This window comes from Mycetohabitans rhizoxinica HKI 454 (assembly GCF_000198775.1).
Classification (GTDB): domain Bacteria; phylum Pseudomonadota; class Gammaproteobacteria; order Burkholderiales; family Burkholderiaceae; genus Mycetohabitans; species Mycetohabitans rhizoxinica.
The window spans coordinates 1,647,966-1,663,956 of the sequence record NC_014722.1 but is presented as its reverse complement, the minus strand read 5'-3'; the positions used below and the strand labels follow the sequence as shown (position 1 = coordinate 1,663,956).

Below are 15,991 nucleotides of genomic sequence, written 5' to 3'. Positions count from 1 at the left end.
TTTAGTGAGTGAACGATGAACCTTGCATTTGTCGTGTTCGGTTCAATCGGTAGTTGCGCTCAGAGGAGAAGCAGAGCATTAGAGAGCTCGCAGGAAAGGATGAGGTCAAAGGAGCCCGGTTGATGGCAGCAGCCTGTGCGATGGCAAAATGCTTTACGGAATATCCAGAAGACAGTGCGGCCTACCAGTATTTCAAGCAAATCGCGGACTTGGGTGATTGGCCGATGAACGCCAGCTACTGTCGCGTGTGTGATTCGCACACATCGTTTCAACTAGAATGAGGCGATGGACCGTGAGATTGCAACGCGATTACGTTGGGTACGCATGTATCATGAGACCGGCAACGCCGGTCTTGTATGCGTGCGATGCGGCATATCGAGACCGACACTTCGCAAGTGGTTAGGTCGCTACCGAGATGACGGAGAGGAAGGACTTCGCTCTCAAAGCCGTCGCCCTCTCAACAGTCCGAATGGGAAGGTCTCTGAGGCGGATCGAGCAAAAATTCTGCGGCTGCGTGCCGAGCGCAAGGGAGCACGGCGGATCCAAAGCGAGTTACGGCTGCACGGGCAAAGAGAGCTGTCCCTTGCAACCATTCACAAGGTTTTGTGTAAGGCATCGGTAAAGCCGCTGGTCCACGCCAGAAGGCCATCGCAGCCCAAACGCTATAGCCGTCCGGTTCCAGGAGACCGAGTCCAGATGGACACGATGAAGATCGCGCGAGGTATCTATCAATACACGGCGATCGACGACTGCTCACGCTTCCGGATACTGGCGCTCTACTCATGCAGAAATGCTCGAAATACGCTGCTTTTTCTTGACCGCGTCATCGAGGAAATGCCGTTTCCGATCGAGCATATCCAGGCTGATCGAGGCGGCGAGTTCTTCGCCGAGTCAGTGCAACGGCGTTTGATGAGCGAGTGCATCAAATTCCGACCAATTCCGCCACGCTCGCCACACCTCAACGGCAAAGTCGAGCGGTCACAGCTCACCGATCTAAATGAGTTCTGGTTGCATCATCGGCCGACCGAAGATGCGATCGGCCAGCGAATTGAGGAGTAGCAGTTCGACTACAACTGGCGGCGTCCGCACGGATCACTCGGTGGCAAGACACCAGTCGATCGTATCGCGGAGCTGAGCGAAATTACACCTCTCGCGGAGGATGTCCACGGTGCTTACGACGAAACGAAAGAGCGAATTCGGCACCGCGAATGGCGAGTCGACAAAACCCTCGCCGAACATCATCAGCGTGTGTTGGAGCTCGCGTCTCCCACCGGAGCCGCGACTCAACACACAACGGAAACGGCGCTCCAAAAAGTGAAACAATGTCCGTGAATCGCACAGGGTAGAGCAGCGCGAACTGCGTCATTGCGCTTTTCCAATCATGTCGGGAACTGGTCCATTTGGCAATGACATTGCGCAGCGCCAGCCAGACCAGCTTGAGCGCGGCTTCATCGGTCGGGAAGTGGCCACGTGCCTTGATGATCTTGCGCAGATGCATGTGCAACGACTCAATCGAATTCGTTGTGTAGATGATCTTGCGAATGTCCGGCGCAAAGGCAAAGAAGGCAGTGACCTGCTCCCACACACGCCGCCACAGGGCGGCGATCGGCGGATATTTGCACCCCCACGGGCCGTCGTCGAACGCTTGGAGCGCCAGCGCCGCGGCTTCGGCCGACGGCGCCCGATACACTTCTTTGAGTTCGGCGGCGACTTGCTTGCGCTCTTTCCAGCTCGCAAAATCCAGCGAATTGCGAATCAAATGAACGATGCAGGTTTGCACTGTTGTCTCGGGGAACACAGTGTTAATCGCCTCGGGAAAGCCCTTCAGGCCGTCAACCACGGCGATCAGAGTGTCCTGCACACCGCGCAGCTTCAGCTCGTTGACCACGCGCAGCCAGAACTTGGCGCCCTCAGTCTGCTCGATCCAAAGCCCGAGCACATCGCGTGTGCCGTCGCGGCGCACGCCAAGTGCGAGATAAATCGCCTTATTCTTCACCGTTCCTTCGTCGCGCACCTTCACGCGCAAAGCATCAAAGAACACAACTGGATACATCGCTTCAAGGGGCCGTTGCTGCCACTCGCGTACCTCGTCGATTACGGCGTCCGTGACCGTGCTGACAAAGTCAGGTGAGACTTCGATGCCGTACATCTGCTGCAAAAAACCCCTGGATTTCTCGTACAGTCATACCGCGTGCATACATCGCGATGATCTTGTCGTCAAATCCAGTAAAACGCTGCGCGCCTTTGGCGATGAGCACCGGGTCGAATGTCCCGTTGCGATCGCGCGCAATATTTAATTCCAGCAGGTCATCGTCGGTTGTGATTCGCTTGCGGCTACTGCCGTTGCGATGATTTTCGTTTTCCTGAAGCTTGGCTTGGCCTTTCTCGTAGCCCAGGTGATGCGTCAGCTCTGCGCCCAGGGCCCGTTCGAAGATCGCTTTCTTGAGCGCGGCAAACTGCTCGTTAATCGTTGTTCGCTCCAGCGTGCCGGGCACCAGTTGCTTGATCAGCTCCGGCTCTAGGTTCAGCCCGCGACCGGGCTTAATCGTCGATTCTTCTTTTCGCTTGCGAGGCATGTTGGCTCCTTTGCCAATAGTTTATGCCTCACACACAAGAAATCGGATAGGCTCGGCGCACGACGATCTGACGTCGCGCTATGTCGATGCCGTTCTTCAAAAGTGAAACGGTCCGAAGAAATCATGCAGATCATCGCTATGCAATGCCCTAACGGATTGGTGTTCTTGGACCACTGTTGTTGTTAATCTGGCTCACTTCTGAGCCAGGTCGCACTGTCTTGGATTCGCGCCTGGGCGGGTTTGGAAAACTGGTTGGCTTTCATAAAGCGCGTGATCTCGCCCATTGCCACTTTCCATTGACGATTGCTCCGGCGACATAGCACCCCATTGGCCCGAAGCTCGCTCAGTACCTCCCATAAAGCGGCCTCGTCCGCCCCGTTCAGTAGACTCAATCCCTGCTGCCATCCCCGCTTGGCTAGCGTGTCATTGATGAAATAGGTACTTCTGATTAACCCGACTGCTGCTTGCGTGCGCTGCGCCGTCGGCACGCTCCCCAGATAGCGTTCAAGCAACGYTAGCTCCTGCGCTTGTCGCTTAGGTGAGAACCTACCCAATCCTTCGGGCAAACGCTGCAGCGCGACCCCCCACTGGTCGTCAGGCAGCGACAGCGCCCAATCGCGCATTTGCGCATACCGCACGGATCGCTCCGCTTCCGGAAAGCGCCACACGTAACTTGCCAACGCGCCGACCGATGCGCCTTGATGAGAGGGGGGCAGGCGTAACGCGTAGTCGTGTAAGAGTGTATAGAGTTCGGGGATGCGCGGGTCTGCTTTATTAAATTTATTTAGTACACGGGCCAATGTGGGAATGATCTGCGCTTGCTCGGCTACGCTCAATGACGGCAGCCGTGCCAGAATCGCGTAATACCACTGAGCAAAGTGAGGGGTTTCGGGGGTATCGGGTGAGAAATTCGACAGCCCAAGCGCCAGTTCCGGCCACACATTGTCTTGCCCAGGCTTGCGCTGTTCGGCCAGCGCGTAGGCAAAGTCAAACAGTTCCATCCATTCGCGCTCATAGGAGATGAGGTCCCGATACATGAGCAACAGCGCTTTTTGTATCTGCACACCGTCTTGCGGGATACGCTGCGCGGCTGCGAATAAACGCTTAAATACACGGGTGCGCCCGGCCTTCAACATTTTCAGACGTTGGCACAGCGCGTCCAGGGGTTCGGCGTACTGCGCCGGATCGGCGAGCGTGCCGTCCATCTCATCGAGCAGGCGGTGGATCGACTGAAAGGTCACCGCTTGTTTTGCTCGTTGCCAATAGCTGTGAACGAGGCGCCTGGTCTGCATCGCATAATAGGTGCGCCGATCGACGGTGGCAAACGACATCACGTCTTGGACGGGCACGTAGTCACCAATGCGCGCGATGACTTCGCTCGGCAGGTCCTGGTACGTGGTGGGCCGCTTGGCCGATGGGTTGGCCCACGCGGCGCTGGGCAGCTGCGGCGGTGGGGGCGATGACGCGGCGGGTGTCGGGCGAGCCTCTAACGCGCAGATATAGGTCTGATAGTCGTTTAAAGCGGCATTCAGATCGAAGTCCATCGGCAAGCCCAGCAAGAAGGAAAGAAGACGCCACGCGTCGCGAGGTTACGCAGCAGGCTAGCGAAAAGTGAGCACAGGCGCGCAACGATACGTCACAAGCGCGAGGTTTTTGGCGGCTAACATAAGCCGGCGGATAAGCCGCGGTATGACAATCAGATCGGGCGACACCCGAAGGCCATACAGTCCCAGCAAATGGCCTTGGATCTCGCGCACGCTCATGGCGTAATCGCCAAAACCTGGCAGACGGCGCTGATATTTACCCAACAGCTGTAGCTCGGACCTCGCCCGCCGATCACGGAGGATAGCCAACTTCAATTCGCCAGCGGGCGTGATTACCGTCTTGGGGAGGGTGCCATTGCGGTGATCGGTCAGTGCTTAATGTGATCTTAGAATTATGGTATGCGAATCATTCGGGTAACGACTTATCATTCGACAAGTCGCAATCGACATTCAACTTGGCGGCGTTCAATCGTAGCCGGTGCCAACGGCCGCTACAGCTCCCGCAATATCATGCTGAACGGATACGCTGTGTCGCCGGGCAGCCTGACCGAGAAGTGGCTGGGACAGCTCGGCAGGCATCTGCATCTCGCGCATATCCACTTCTTTGTTTCGGCTCTTGGTATGCGTCAGCTGACGGTGCAAACCAACATCGAAAGTGATCCGTATCTTCGGAAAGATTTTGCGTTAGCGGCACATGGGACATGCTGGCACGCTGTACGTGGGTTGGTGCGTCTACAACGAATCGGCGTATGCTTGCGTATGCTGTCGGCTTGGATGAGACCGAATTGCTAGGCAAGTTCGGTACAACTCAGGCCGATATTGAGTGCGTATGCAACCGCCTGCAGTCCCAAGCGTGCCGCATACGCTTATTGCCGTGAACAGCTGGCTGCGCAAGCCCAAATAATCTAGCTGGAACGTTTTTGCTCAGTAGGTTATGATAAGAAAAATTTCAATAGTCATTTCAAGAACGAGGTAAAGAATGGAAGCTTTGTCAGAAAAAGATGTATCGCCGATCAGCCAATGGTATGACATGATGACTCGGATGTTCCCCGATGACCGCCTAACGTTTCTGAACTACGGCTATCTGGACGATCGCAGCAACTTTGACTGGATCAAAGAGGAGGACCTTGAGCAGAGATGTTCAGCTAACTTGATCCGAACCATTTTAGGTGATGCCGATTTGCGCGGTAAAAAGGTCCTTGAAGTGGGTTCTGGAAGAGGGGGAAATTGTTCTTACCTGGTCAGGTACGCTGGCGCCGCATCGGTGACTGGGCTGGACTTCTGCCCAGCACATATCGAGTTCTGCAAGCAGGTGCATCGTCTTGACGGGCTGTCCTTTATTGGCGGCGATGCGATGGACTTACCTTTTGCCGATGAAGAATTCGACGCGGTAATCAACATCGAGTCATCTCACTGTTATCCAGACATGAATAGGTTTGGTGAAGAAGTGCGGCGGGTGCTGAAAAAAGAAGGTTTGTTTTTTTATGCCGATACCATGAAGGGCGACAATCAGGATGCGTTGTCCGAAAAAGATAAGATTGGCGTTGATTTTTTCACTAACGTATTAGAGCAGCATCACGCAATGATCCGCAACGCCCAGTTTAAAGTAGAGGATCATGTTGACATTTCTGAAGGAGTGGCTAGAGCTTTTGACAGCGAGCAAGGTCACCTAAAGCACGTACTCAAGGCATTGGTGAATGAAAAAAAGCAGCAGCATAGCCTTCTGCCGCCCGACGTGTATCATGCATTCGATACGATGCTCCACTTTTTTGACGATAGTGGCCTGAAGGCTTATAAAAATGGCCATTTGGCGTACAAATTTTGGCGTCTTAAAAAATCTGCGTAATTTTTTATTTTAAGCTAGGGTAAGCCTCGCGCTGTTGAAGGTGGGCTGGCCCTGTCGATCTCAGCCCACATTATTCGCCATGCTTGTGATGGAGCCGCTTGAATGATTGAGCCGCACCATCACTGCTTTTCCAATAACAAACAAAAGCGTGAGGATATGCCGCGATCAGAGCAGTAGGCTACGATCAGCGGCTTTGTTTCAAACAGGAGTTGACGCGGCTCGGATACTGTTGATTAGTTTAGTCAACACATTTCCTGGCCCGAGCTCTTCGAACTCGCACTCCCCTTGGCGAATCAAATACTGAACGGTCTCAACCCACCGCACGGATCCGCAGATCTGCCGGGTGAGGTTATCGATCAGTTCGTTATCCCGGTAGGGAACGGCATGGATATTGGAGATTACGGGTATTTGCAGCGGGGAATAGCTAAACTGCTTCAGATATTCGCCAAACTCCTCCATCGCGCTTTGCATATAACGGGAATGGAACGGAGCACTGACTGACAGGGGAATAACCGTGATTTCCAGCGCCTGGAAGATCTCTTTGGCTTGGCTAAGAGCTTCAACGGGACCAGCGAGGACGGTTTGGGATGGCGAATTATAATTGGCCACGTCCAGAGCATTTAAGCCGTGCTGAGATAGGAGCGATTTGATTTCATCTGCGGAGCGACCAATGACCGCAGCCATGCTTCCGCCGGTAGCGCGTGCCATCAATTCACCCCGTTTTTTGACCAGCTTCAGGCCGGTTTCGAATGAAAAGGCCCCAGCGGCAAAGAGCGCGCAGTATTCGCCCAGACTGTGGCCGGCAAGGTAATCCGGTTGGCGACGATCCTGCTGCTGCTTGTTTAGGAACGCTAGTGCGTTGACGGTGTAGAGCGCTGGCTGCGTATATTGGGTATGGGACAGCTGGCGATCTGGATCTTCCAAACAAAGCGTCCTTAGCGAATAGCCAAGAATTTCATCGGCCTGGGCAACGTGATCGGGAAATTGCTCGAACAGCTCCGCTCCCATGCCGACGCGTTGCGATCCCTGGCCAGGAAAGACGTAGACGCGCTTTGGGCCAGTCGCTGGCCGCGTCGACGGCTGCTGCGCCCCATGCGCTGGTTGCTGAACTTGCTGCGGCGCAGGCCGCACGAATGACTGGTCTTGCTGGGACGTTTGTTGTGCTGGCGCAGTTGCGCTCGCGGGTAGCGGTTTTAGTGTCCGTCCGAGCGCTAGCGTTTCATCAAATTTTTCAAGGTCACGGCCGAACGGACTGAGCACAGCAAAAGTTTGTGGCGCCTGACGGTCGCGGATATTTTGTTTGATTAGGTTGGCTAGCGTGCCGCTGGGGCCGAGATCTAAGTAGATCATTGACTCACCGCGCTCGGCCGCTTCTCGTTCAATCCGCGCCAGTGTTTGAGAAAAGCGAATCGGTTCGCGGATGGTCCGCCAAAAGTGATCGGTCGTGAGTTGATTCAAGGTCTCGGTGTTGTGGCAGGAGATTACCGGGATCTGCGCGCGCCGTAAACGCAACTCACTGGCTAGCACATCGACCTCCGGCTTAAGGAAATCGATATGGCGGGAATGAAAAGCCTGTTTGACTGGCAGGCGTTGGAACACGATATCTCGACTGCTGAGGTAGCGTTCAGCCTCTGCAATCCGCGCGGATTGGCCGGCGATGACGATCAGCGATTGAGCGTTATAAGCCGCAATATCGCAATGATCATGGAGTAGAGGCGTTTGCTGGTAAAGCGATTCGTCGCAGAGAATCGCCAGCATCGTCCCTTCCGTGGCCGGAGACTGACGACGGTGAAATAGCTGACCCTGACGAGTCACGAAACGAATGGCGTCGGACAGCGGCAGCGTCTCTGCGAGGGCGGCGGCGGCCAGTTCCCCGAGACTAGTGCCGAGTAGATAGTCGGGCTGGATCTGCTGCTCGATCAGCGTTTTGCCCAGGGCATACTCCACCATGAAGATGGCTGGATGGCTAATACGAAGATCGTCGAACGTCTTGGAACGTGCGTTATTAGCATCGTAAATTTCGGCAATTAACGAATGTCCAAGCTCGACGCGAATCAGCGCATCAAGCTCGTTCATCCAGCGGTGGAACACCGAATTGTTTTGATAGAGTTCCCGGCCCATCTGGTAGAACTGACAGCCTTGGCCTGGAAACATAAAGACAATAGAAGTTTTTCGCCCTTCGCAGAGGTACGGCATAGATTTCGTCCTGGGAGGTGGAGGGTGCAGGGAGCCAGTATTCTAGCCAAAACTTATTCTGCGGTCCTGTACAGCTGGAATGTCTGGTGCACGTCCGTCGCTGCAAACCGGTGTTAGGACGCACGTTCAGCTTTTCGCCCTGCCAGCTCACGCTCGGCTGTCGCCCCGCATAGCGCGTGACGCTATCAAGAAAACTGCCGCTTTTTGCCGCATACGTTTAACACGTGGTGTAGTTTCGTACTATCCACGCCCGAACAGTATCGGGGTATCCAAGTATACCAATGCGGCCATTGTTGCGACACGATATCGATCCATGCTGCATGACCGTGCTGACGTTGATGCGCAGCGCTGCTGCGAGGGTTGCCGAAATGTGATGAAGCGACATACGGACACCGTAGTCAGCGATTAGCCGCGCGATTCCGCACACTGCTACGTTCTGACGTTTTTCGCTTGGGTTTGCCGACATAGTCAGCGCTGCGCACACGGAGCGATCGTGATTTTTGCATTCAAAGGTAGGTGTAACGCAGCCGAATTTCTACAAAAATTTATCATAGTGTGAGCAAAACTTGTCTTGGAACTTCATCAACCTATCCTTAGACGACAGATTGTTCCAGACTTGCGCTAGTTTGGGCATGCCGCGAACCCATCGTGCTGTTTTAATAAACCATTGAGATAACATGGTTTTTAAGCTATTTTCTATCTAATAACTGAAACATTGCTATGGAAACCTTTTGATGGTCATTTTTACCGATCGTCTGTTTTTTCTTTCCATTATTCTGAGTCTCGAAAGTCGTGACCTGATTTCCCGTCGTGGAGTCTGCCAGCCGTTCGAGCTCGAACAGTTCGCCTTGACCGCGTCAGTCAATGTCGGCCCGTTGCGGGTCGCGTTTGATGGCCTCAAGGCGTTTGGCTGGCTGGGCCAGTCAAGCGGCAACGAATATTTCTTTAACCGCCAAGCATGCGCTGTCCAAGCCCTGCCGGATCGGATCGATGAAATGTTTGCGTGGCTCGCGCCTAAGCGCGAACCCGTCAAAGAAGACTTGACGCAGCTGTCGTGCTGGTTGTCGCTGTCGGCGTTGGACTGGAATTTGCATTGTTCTGCATTGGTTCACAGCCTCAACGATTTGTTGGCGTTGGCGATATTGCGTCGGCTGACGTTGAGCGATGCAATCGACCACGGCACCGGACAGGTGGATCCACGGCGTATCGATAGTGGCCGAATCAGCCCAAGGTTGGTGCACCAGGTGACGGATTTCCTGGTGGCTCGACAGTGGATTCAAAGCAGTGGTGAGCAGGGGCTGACGCTCAACCCAACGCGGCGGGCACTATTGTCTGAGCTGTTGAGCGAGTCGTTCCTTGCGTACTGTGCCAGCCTACCGTCGACTCTCGATGACGTACTGTTTGGAACGAGAGAGCGATGGACCACCGCATCGCGGTGGCTAAAGGAGGCGGGTGAGCGGCAGATCTGGCGCGGCGACCAGCCAGCGCTTGAACAGCTATTGGGCACGATTTTTGATGTCCAGCCGTTGGCCACGCAGCCAGACTGGATCATTGAATTCGGCCGTCGTCCCAACAGTTCACTGGAGGACGTGTGGCAATGGATTCGCCAGCATACTGCCCGAGGCAAGGTGCTGGATAGCTCGCCACTACGGTTGCTCGTGCTGGATGACGCCGTGTGGGGCGATCTGGCTGCGCTTCGACGACGCCTTGAAGACGCTGGCGTTGGGGCGAGCGAACGAGTGCTATGGCTAAGTGTGGGCCAGCAAAATCTCGAAGAACCGGGGACTACGCCGGTGTCGCAATCGCAACTGGCGCCACAACGCTATTACATCCGCTCCAACGGCTTGGCGGCGGATGGCGCCAGCGTGTTGGGTGGCTTGCAAGCCCAGTTTAATTCTCTGGCGGCTTTAGCGAGCAGCCATTTTGTAGTCCTTAGCGAAAGCCACTGGCGCCCTAGCGGCGCCTTGGCTGATCGCTTTGCTTATCATTACGGTGTTGAAGCGGCCCATTACTTGATGGCACTGGCCGGCGCCGGATTGTTTGCGAATCCGGGAATGTTGCACAAGTTGCCTCGGGATCGAGCTGACTGCGACGCGACCATGGGTTGCTACCAGGTCAGAGAATATCGTATTCGCTATGCGACCATCGATGACCTGCCTGCACTGCTGAGGCTGGAAAAGGCTTGTTGGCCGGACGGCGCAAGGGTTGACGAGTCAATCCTGCGTCGCCGGCTGAGTCAGTGGTCAGCTGGACAGTTGGCACTGGAACTCGATGGCGAGGTGGTCGGCGTAATCTATTCGCAGCGGATCACGAAAATCGATGGCCTTTTCGGGGTCAACTTCGCGACTGTCGATCAGCTTTACCATACCGAAGGCAGCATAGTCCAGGTCCAGAGCCTGAACATCTTGCCAGCCCATCAGTCCAGCGGGTATGGCGATCAGTTGCTGGAATTCATGCTGCAATACTGCACTGTGCTCAATGGTGTGGATACCGTGGTGGGGGTGACCCGCTGCAAGGACTATCCGAAGCATCGGCACATTCCTTTGGGTGACTATATCCACAGCCGTGACGAGCGAGGCATCCTACTGGATCCGGTACTGCGTTTTCATGAGCTTCACGGCGCACGGATCGAGCGGCTGGTGGCGGGTTATCGTCCGGCTGATCACGACAACTCGGGTTACGGCGTGCTGGTGCATTACGATCTGGCCAGCCGCCAGCGTCAAGCGCTGCAACTGACCACAGCACCGATGGCGTTGCCCACGGTATCCATCGATGACGCGGTGCGTCAGGGAGTCAACCGGTGCTTGGGTCAATCGGAAGACAGCCGGCTGTCGTCGCGCCACAGCTTGATGGAGCTGGGACTAGACTCAGCGGATCTTCTCGCGTTGGGTGAGCAATTGGGACCGATGTTCGGGCTCACGCTGGAGCCGACATTTTTCTTTCGCCATAACAGCATTGACAAGATTGTTGCGGCACTAAAAGAACGTTTGGACGGGCAGGCGCCGTCATCGAGCGGCAGCAACGTACTCACCCCCCCATCCACCACCACGTCACCGCAAAAACCGCCATCCCCCTCAATCGAAGACCACGATGACTTTGCGATCATCGGTATCAGCGGTTGTTTCCCCGGCGGGGAACTGGAGGATTTTTGGGCGGCGGTACGCAGCGGCGCCAGTCAGATCCGTGAGGCGCCGGCTGGGCGCGCCAATGCTGGGTCTGTAGGCGGATATATCGACGATATTGATTGCTTTGATCACCCATTTTTTGGCGTGTCGGCGGCGGAAGCGGCGCTGATGGACCCTCAGCAGCGGCTGCTATTGCAACATGCTTGGCTGGCGCTTGAAGATGCCGGCATTCCAGCGGCGCAGCTAGCCCGTCGCCCCACCGGTGTATTTATTGCTGCCGCACCGAGTGAATATCGCAGCGTCGTTGAAGTCCCCAAAGATAGCCCGTTCCTGCTGACGTCTTCGTCTGCGTGCATGTATGCGAACCGGGTTTCTTACCTCCTGGATCTACGCGGACCGAGCGAATATTGCAACACGGCCTGTTCATCGGCGTTGGTGGCGTTACACCGAGCGATGCAGGCGATCAAGGCCGGCGAGTGTCGGCAAGCGCTGGTCGGTGCAGTCAACCTGTTGTTGTCGCCCGACGAAACGGCAGGGTATCAGCTGATGGGTTTCCTCAGCGCACACGGTCAAACGCGCTCATTCCAAGCGGGGGCCGATGGTTATGTGCGTTCCGAAGGCGTTGGCGTACTGTTGCTCAAGCCACTGGCGGACGCTGAGCAAGATGGCGATCATATCTATTTGAAGCTCAAGGGTAGCGGCGTTTGCCACGGCGGGAGAGGGGCTTCGCTGACCGCGCCCAATCAAGACAGTATGAAAGCGGCAATCGTTGCCGCCTACCGCAGGGCCAACGTGGAGCCGAACAGCGTCAGTTACGTGGAAGCGCACGGCGTCGGCTCGTTGCTCGGCGATGCAATAGAGATAGCCGCCATCCAGGCCGCCCGGGCGGAATTGAGCGACGACGACCACGATGGTCCTTGGACGATCAGTACATTGAAGCCGGTGATCGGTCATTGTGAACTGGCTTTTGGCATGGCGGCGTTGTTCAAAGTGATCGACGCTGTGGCGCAGCGGCAGTTACCAGGGATCCCAGGATATGCACAACTGAATCCCGCGATCACGCTGGATCAGCGCCAATTGCGGCTGCAGGCCGACAGCCGTCCATGGCCGGCGCCAAAGGACGCGAACGGCCTTGCGTTACCGCGGCGAGCGAGTATCAATAGTTACGGCTTCGGCGGCGTCAATGCCCACTTAGTCGTGGAGGAGTACATCGCACCGCAGCGTGCGATACAAGAGGATGTCGGACCCCAGCTAATCCTGTTATCGGCACATGATGCGGCGCGGTTGACGGAGCAAGCGGCGCGGCTAAGCCGCTATATTGCCCAACGGCCCGATCTGTGCTTGGCTGACATCGCTTATACCTTGCAAGTGGGACGCACTGCGATGGCATGCCGCTGGACTGGCGTGGTGGACAGCATTGTGTCGCTCCAACAGCAGCTCGACGCACTCAATCGTGCGCCGATGAGTGAAATCACGATGCTCGATGCGGACACGATGGCAATCGATCCGTTGCAGGCAGGTATCAGCGACGAGGTGGACCTGGCCTTTACCCGTTGCGATTTGCAAGCGCTGGCCGGTTACTGGCGGCAGGGCGTTGAGCTAGACTGGCTCAAATTGCCGCGTCTCGGTGAGGCGCGGCGTATCAGTCTGCCCGGCTATGCCTTTGCCAAGACACGTCACTGGCTGCCGCCACGGCAGGCTGCTGTAGCCTGCCAGACAAGCGAAGGTGTGGCACAACCGCAAGGCTTTCGGCAAATACTGGCTGGGCTACTCGGATGCGAGCCAGCAGCGCTTGACGGTTGTGAATCGCGTAGTTTGGCCAGCCTTGGCCTCAACTCGCTGGCCGCAGTCGGTCTGAAAGCCAAATTGGAGCAGCAATTGCAGCTATCGGTATCGTTAGCGCAATTGAGCCCCTATCTGAGCCTTGGCGAGGTGGAAACCCGCCTGGCGGCACTAGCGGGACAGGGCGACAATAATCATCCAGTGCCTCGGTTGCAAACGGCACCCAACGATCAGTGGCAGCCTTTTGCACTCAACGATATCCAACAATCTTTTCTGTCGGGGCGCAAGCTACTGGCCGAGACTGAGCGGGTAGGCTGTCATATCTATTTGGAATTCGACTGGCCAGATCTCGAAGTCTACAGGCTCAATCAGGCTTGGAATCGATTGATGAGCCGACATGAAATGCTGCGAGTCAAGCTGCTCGACGACGGTCGCCAGCAAATCGAAGCATCGGCCTCTTATCGCATCAAAGCACGGGATTTGCGACGAATCGACACGGCCGGCCGCGAGTTGGCGTTGGCAGCCATTCGTGCGTCGATGTCCCACAACGTCTACCTACCGGGGCAGGCGCCGCTTTTTGAAATCCGCGTTTCGCTGCTGGATCAACAGCGCAGCCGGGTACACCTAAGTATCGACGAGTTAGTGGTCGATGCCACTTCTTTGGACTTACTGTTGCAACAGTGGTTGATGCTTTATCGGGATCCCGCTGCGCAGCTGCCAGATCACGGCTTGTCATTCCGGGACTACCAGTTGTCGCTGGAAGCATTCAAACAGTCTCCACGCTACCAGCGTGATTTGCAATACTGGGTCGACAAGCTGGCGCAAATGCCACCAGGTTTGTGCTTGCCCAAGGCCCAACGGCCAGCTGGCCGCCAGCGGCGACGACTGGCCTCGATGCTGGAGCCAAGCCGCTGGCTGCGATTGAAACAGCAGAGCGATGCGTTGCAAATCTCAGGTACGGCATTGTTGCTGACCTTGTTCGGCTTAATTCTTAGGCAGGCCAATGCAGGCAAAGCATTTTCGTTGATCTCCACGTTCTATAACCGTGTCCCCTTACATCCAGCGATTGATCATGTAATTGGACCGTTCATCTCGAACCATTTTTTTGCCTTTGTCGACGCAGGGGAAGAAACCCTGGCTGCATTGGCGCAGCGGGTTCAGCGCCAATTGCTTGAGGACATTGACCATATGAGCGTCAGCGGCGTTGCCGCGCTGCGAGAAACCCGGCGCCGCTGCGGCAAGTCGCTGCATTTTAGCGGCGGCGAGGTGGTATTTACGTCGATGCTCAACAACCCAGTGATTGGAGGCGCGGACAGCTTTGGCGACGCGCAGCACTACTGTGTCACGCAAACGCCGCAGATCAACCTCGATCATCAACTGCGAGAGTGCGGTGGTGCACTGAGTTTCAGCTGGGACGTCGCCATCGACTGCTATCCGGATGGCATGATTGACCAGCTGTTTTCTGACTACTGCCATTTGTTGCACAAGTTGGCAGATGGCGAGGTTGACTGGCAGGCTGTAAACACGGGTGAGTTGGTGGGGCGACTAATGGCCGCTAAGCAACCCTTACCCGTTTCGACCGCCGGGCATACGGGCTCCTTTATGCTGGCGCCGAGCGAGCCGCCGAAAACGCCATTTGCGTTGACTGATCAACAGCAGGCGTATGCGTTTAGCCGCTCGCTTTATCCCAAGCAAAGCAGCTCGCACCTTTATATGGCGGTGGCCATAGAGGATCTTGAAATGAGTCGGTTGGAGCAGGCTTGGCGGCAATTGGTGGCTCACCACCCGATGCTGCGCACCCGCATTCTGCCCAGCGGCACCCAGCAGCTCATGGAGGCTGTGCCACCACTGCAACTCGAACTGAGCGAGCAGGGCGTCGATGTGGACCAGATTGCCGATGAAATGCTCGGTCGGGTAACGGCGCTGGGGGATTGGCCCTATGCCGAATTGCGAGTCAGTCAGTTGGACGGGCGGTGCAGCCTGGTGCATCTGGCGGTAGACCTGCTGATTGCCGACTTGCCCAGTCGGGATCTGCTGATCCGCCAGTTGCTGGACCTCTACCATGGCCGCCCACCGGCACCGTTATCGATTAATTTCGGTGGTTATATCAAAGCGCTTGGACAATACAGACGTTCGCCAGCGGCGCAAAACGCCGCTGCGTACTGGCAAGAAAAATTCCGCCTGCTACCGCAGGGGCCGCGGGTGAGTGACAAAGATGCTAAGGGGCAGTATCTAGGCTACGAGCACCGCCTTGATTGCTGGCCGGCGCTACGCCACCGCATCGCGCAAGCAGGCATCTGCGCGGACGCACTCCTGATTTCTGCCTATGCGTGGAGTATTGCCGAACATAGCAGCAAGCAGGCCTTTACTTTGGTGGCTCCAGGCTGGCACAGGCCTGCGGTACACCCTGAGATCAACGCGCTGGTCGGTGACTTTACGACTTTGAGTTGGATCGACTTTAACGACGAACCGATGACTTTCATCGAGCGGGTTCGGCGTTGTGAGCGAATCTTCACGGAGGACGAACGCCACGGCGCGATCAGCGGCTTGCAGGCGCTGCGTAAGGTAGCAACGGATAAGCAGCAACCGCGGAAGCTGAATTTTCCGGTGGTTTTTACCCGGCTCAATCCGCAAGGACCATTGGATCTACCAGACGGAACGAGGTTGACCAAGAGCGCGAGTCGCACGCATGGGGTGGCGTTGGACAATCTCAGCATCGAGCATCAAGACGCGCTGTTGATCCATTGGGATCTCGCGGCTGGCTGCTTGGCGCCGGCGCAGGTCGAAGCGATGTTTGCCGACTACTGCCGGTTGCTCGAGGCGTTGGCCGATGACGATAGCCTGTGGACGGTACAGGAGCCCCAACTGGCGGCGACGCTAGCTGCAGACAAATATCCCGTAATGAGTTGAATCGCCTCGCCA

Annotated in this window: 4 protein-coding genes and 4 pseudogenes; 4 read left to right on the top strand and 4 right to left on the bottom strand. The window is 56.1% G+C overall.

The features are described 5' to 3' along the window. Positions 1 to 285: 285 nt before the first annotated feature. Positions 286 to 1,318, top strand: a pseudogene (locus RBRH_RS07375) (IS481 family transposase). Between the two features lie 12 nt (positions 1,319 to 1,330). Here the strand turns inward: RBRH_RS07375 and RBRH_RS17215 are convergent. From RBRH_RS17215 to RBRH_RS17210, 3 genes and pseudogenes are all read right to left on the bottom strand, one after another. After that, positions 1,331 to 2,576: pseudogene (locus tag RBRH_RS17215) on the bottom strand (IS256 family transposase); the annotation flags it as partial. A gap of 182 nt (positions 2,577 to 2,758) precedes the next feature. After that, the gene (locus RBRH_RS07365; RefSeq protein WP_013435488.1) at positions 2,759 to 4,135 is read right to left on the bottom strand and encodes a hypothetical protein; all 1,377 of its coding nucleotides are present in this window, start codon (positions 4,133 to 4,135) and stop codon (positions 2,759 to 2,761) included. A gap of 135 nt (positions 4,136 to 4,270) precedes the next feature. After that, positions 4,271 to 4,486 (bottom strand): annotated as a pseudogene (locus RBRH_RS17210) (transposase); the annotation flags it as partial. Positions 4,487 to 4,497: 11 nt separating this feature from the next. Between RBRH_RS17210 and RBRH_RS21295 the strand changes: the two are divergent. Both RBRH_RS21295 and RBRH_RS07355 read left to right on the top strand, forming a co-directional pair. After that, a pseudogene (locus RBRH_RS21295) lies at positions 4,498 to 4,810 on the top strand (dioxygenase family protein); the annotation flags it as partial. A gap of 289 nt (positions 4,811 to 5,099) precedes the next feature. Next, on the top strand, positions 5,100 to 5,966 hold the full coding sequence (locus RBRH_RS07355; protein ID WP_013435485.1) for a class I SAM-dependent methyltransferase: 867 nt from the start codon (positions 5,100 to 5,102) through the stop codon (positions 5,964 to 5,966). 198 nt (positions 5,967 to 6,164) lie between these two features. Here the strand turns inward: RBRH_RS07355 and fabD are convergent, their stop codons facing one another. Then, a complete protein-coding gene (fabD, locus tag RBRH_RS07350) occupies positions 6,165 to 8,162 on the bottom strand; it encodes an ACP S-malonyltransferase (protein WP_013435484.1) in 1,998 nt (665 codons plus the stop codon). A gap of 734 nt (positions 8,163 to 8,896) precedes the next feature. Here fabD and RBRH_RS07345 point away from each other — a divergent pair. Then, entirely contained in the window at positions 8,897 to 15,979 is a 7,083-nt protein-coding gene (locus RBRH_RS07345; RefSeq protein WP_013435483.1) for a GNAT family N-acetyltransferase, read from the top strand. The last annotated feature ends 12 nt before the right edge of the window (positions 15,980 to 15,991 follow it).

Bases quoted from the DNA above. Each gene is read 5' to 3' on its own strand.
- RBRH_RS07355 (WP_013435485.1), top strand. From the start codon at position 5,100: ATGGAAGCTTTGTCAGAAAAAGATGTATCGCCGATCAGCCAATGGTAT.
- fabD (WP_013435484.1), bottom strand. From the start codon at position 8,162: ATGCCGTACCTCTGCGAAGGGCGAAAAACTTCTATTGTCTTTATGTTT.
- RBRH_RS07345 (WP_013435483.1), top strand. From the start codon at position 8,897: ATGGTCATTTTTACCGATCGTCTGTTTTTTCTTTCCATTATTCTGAGT.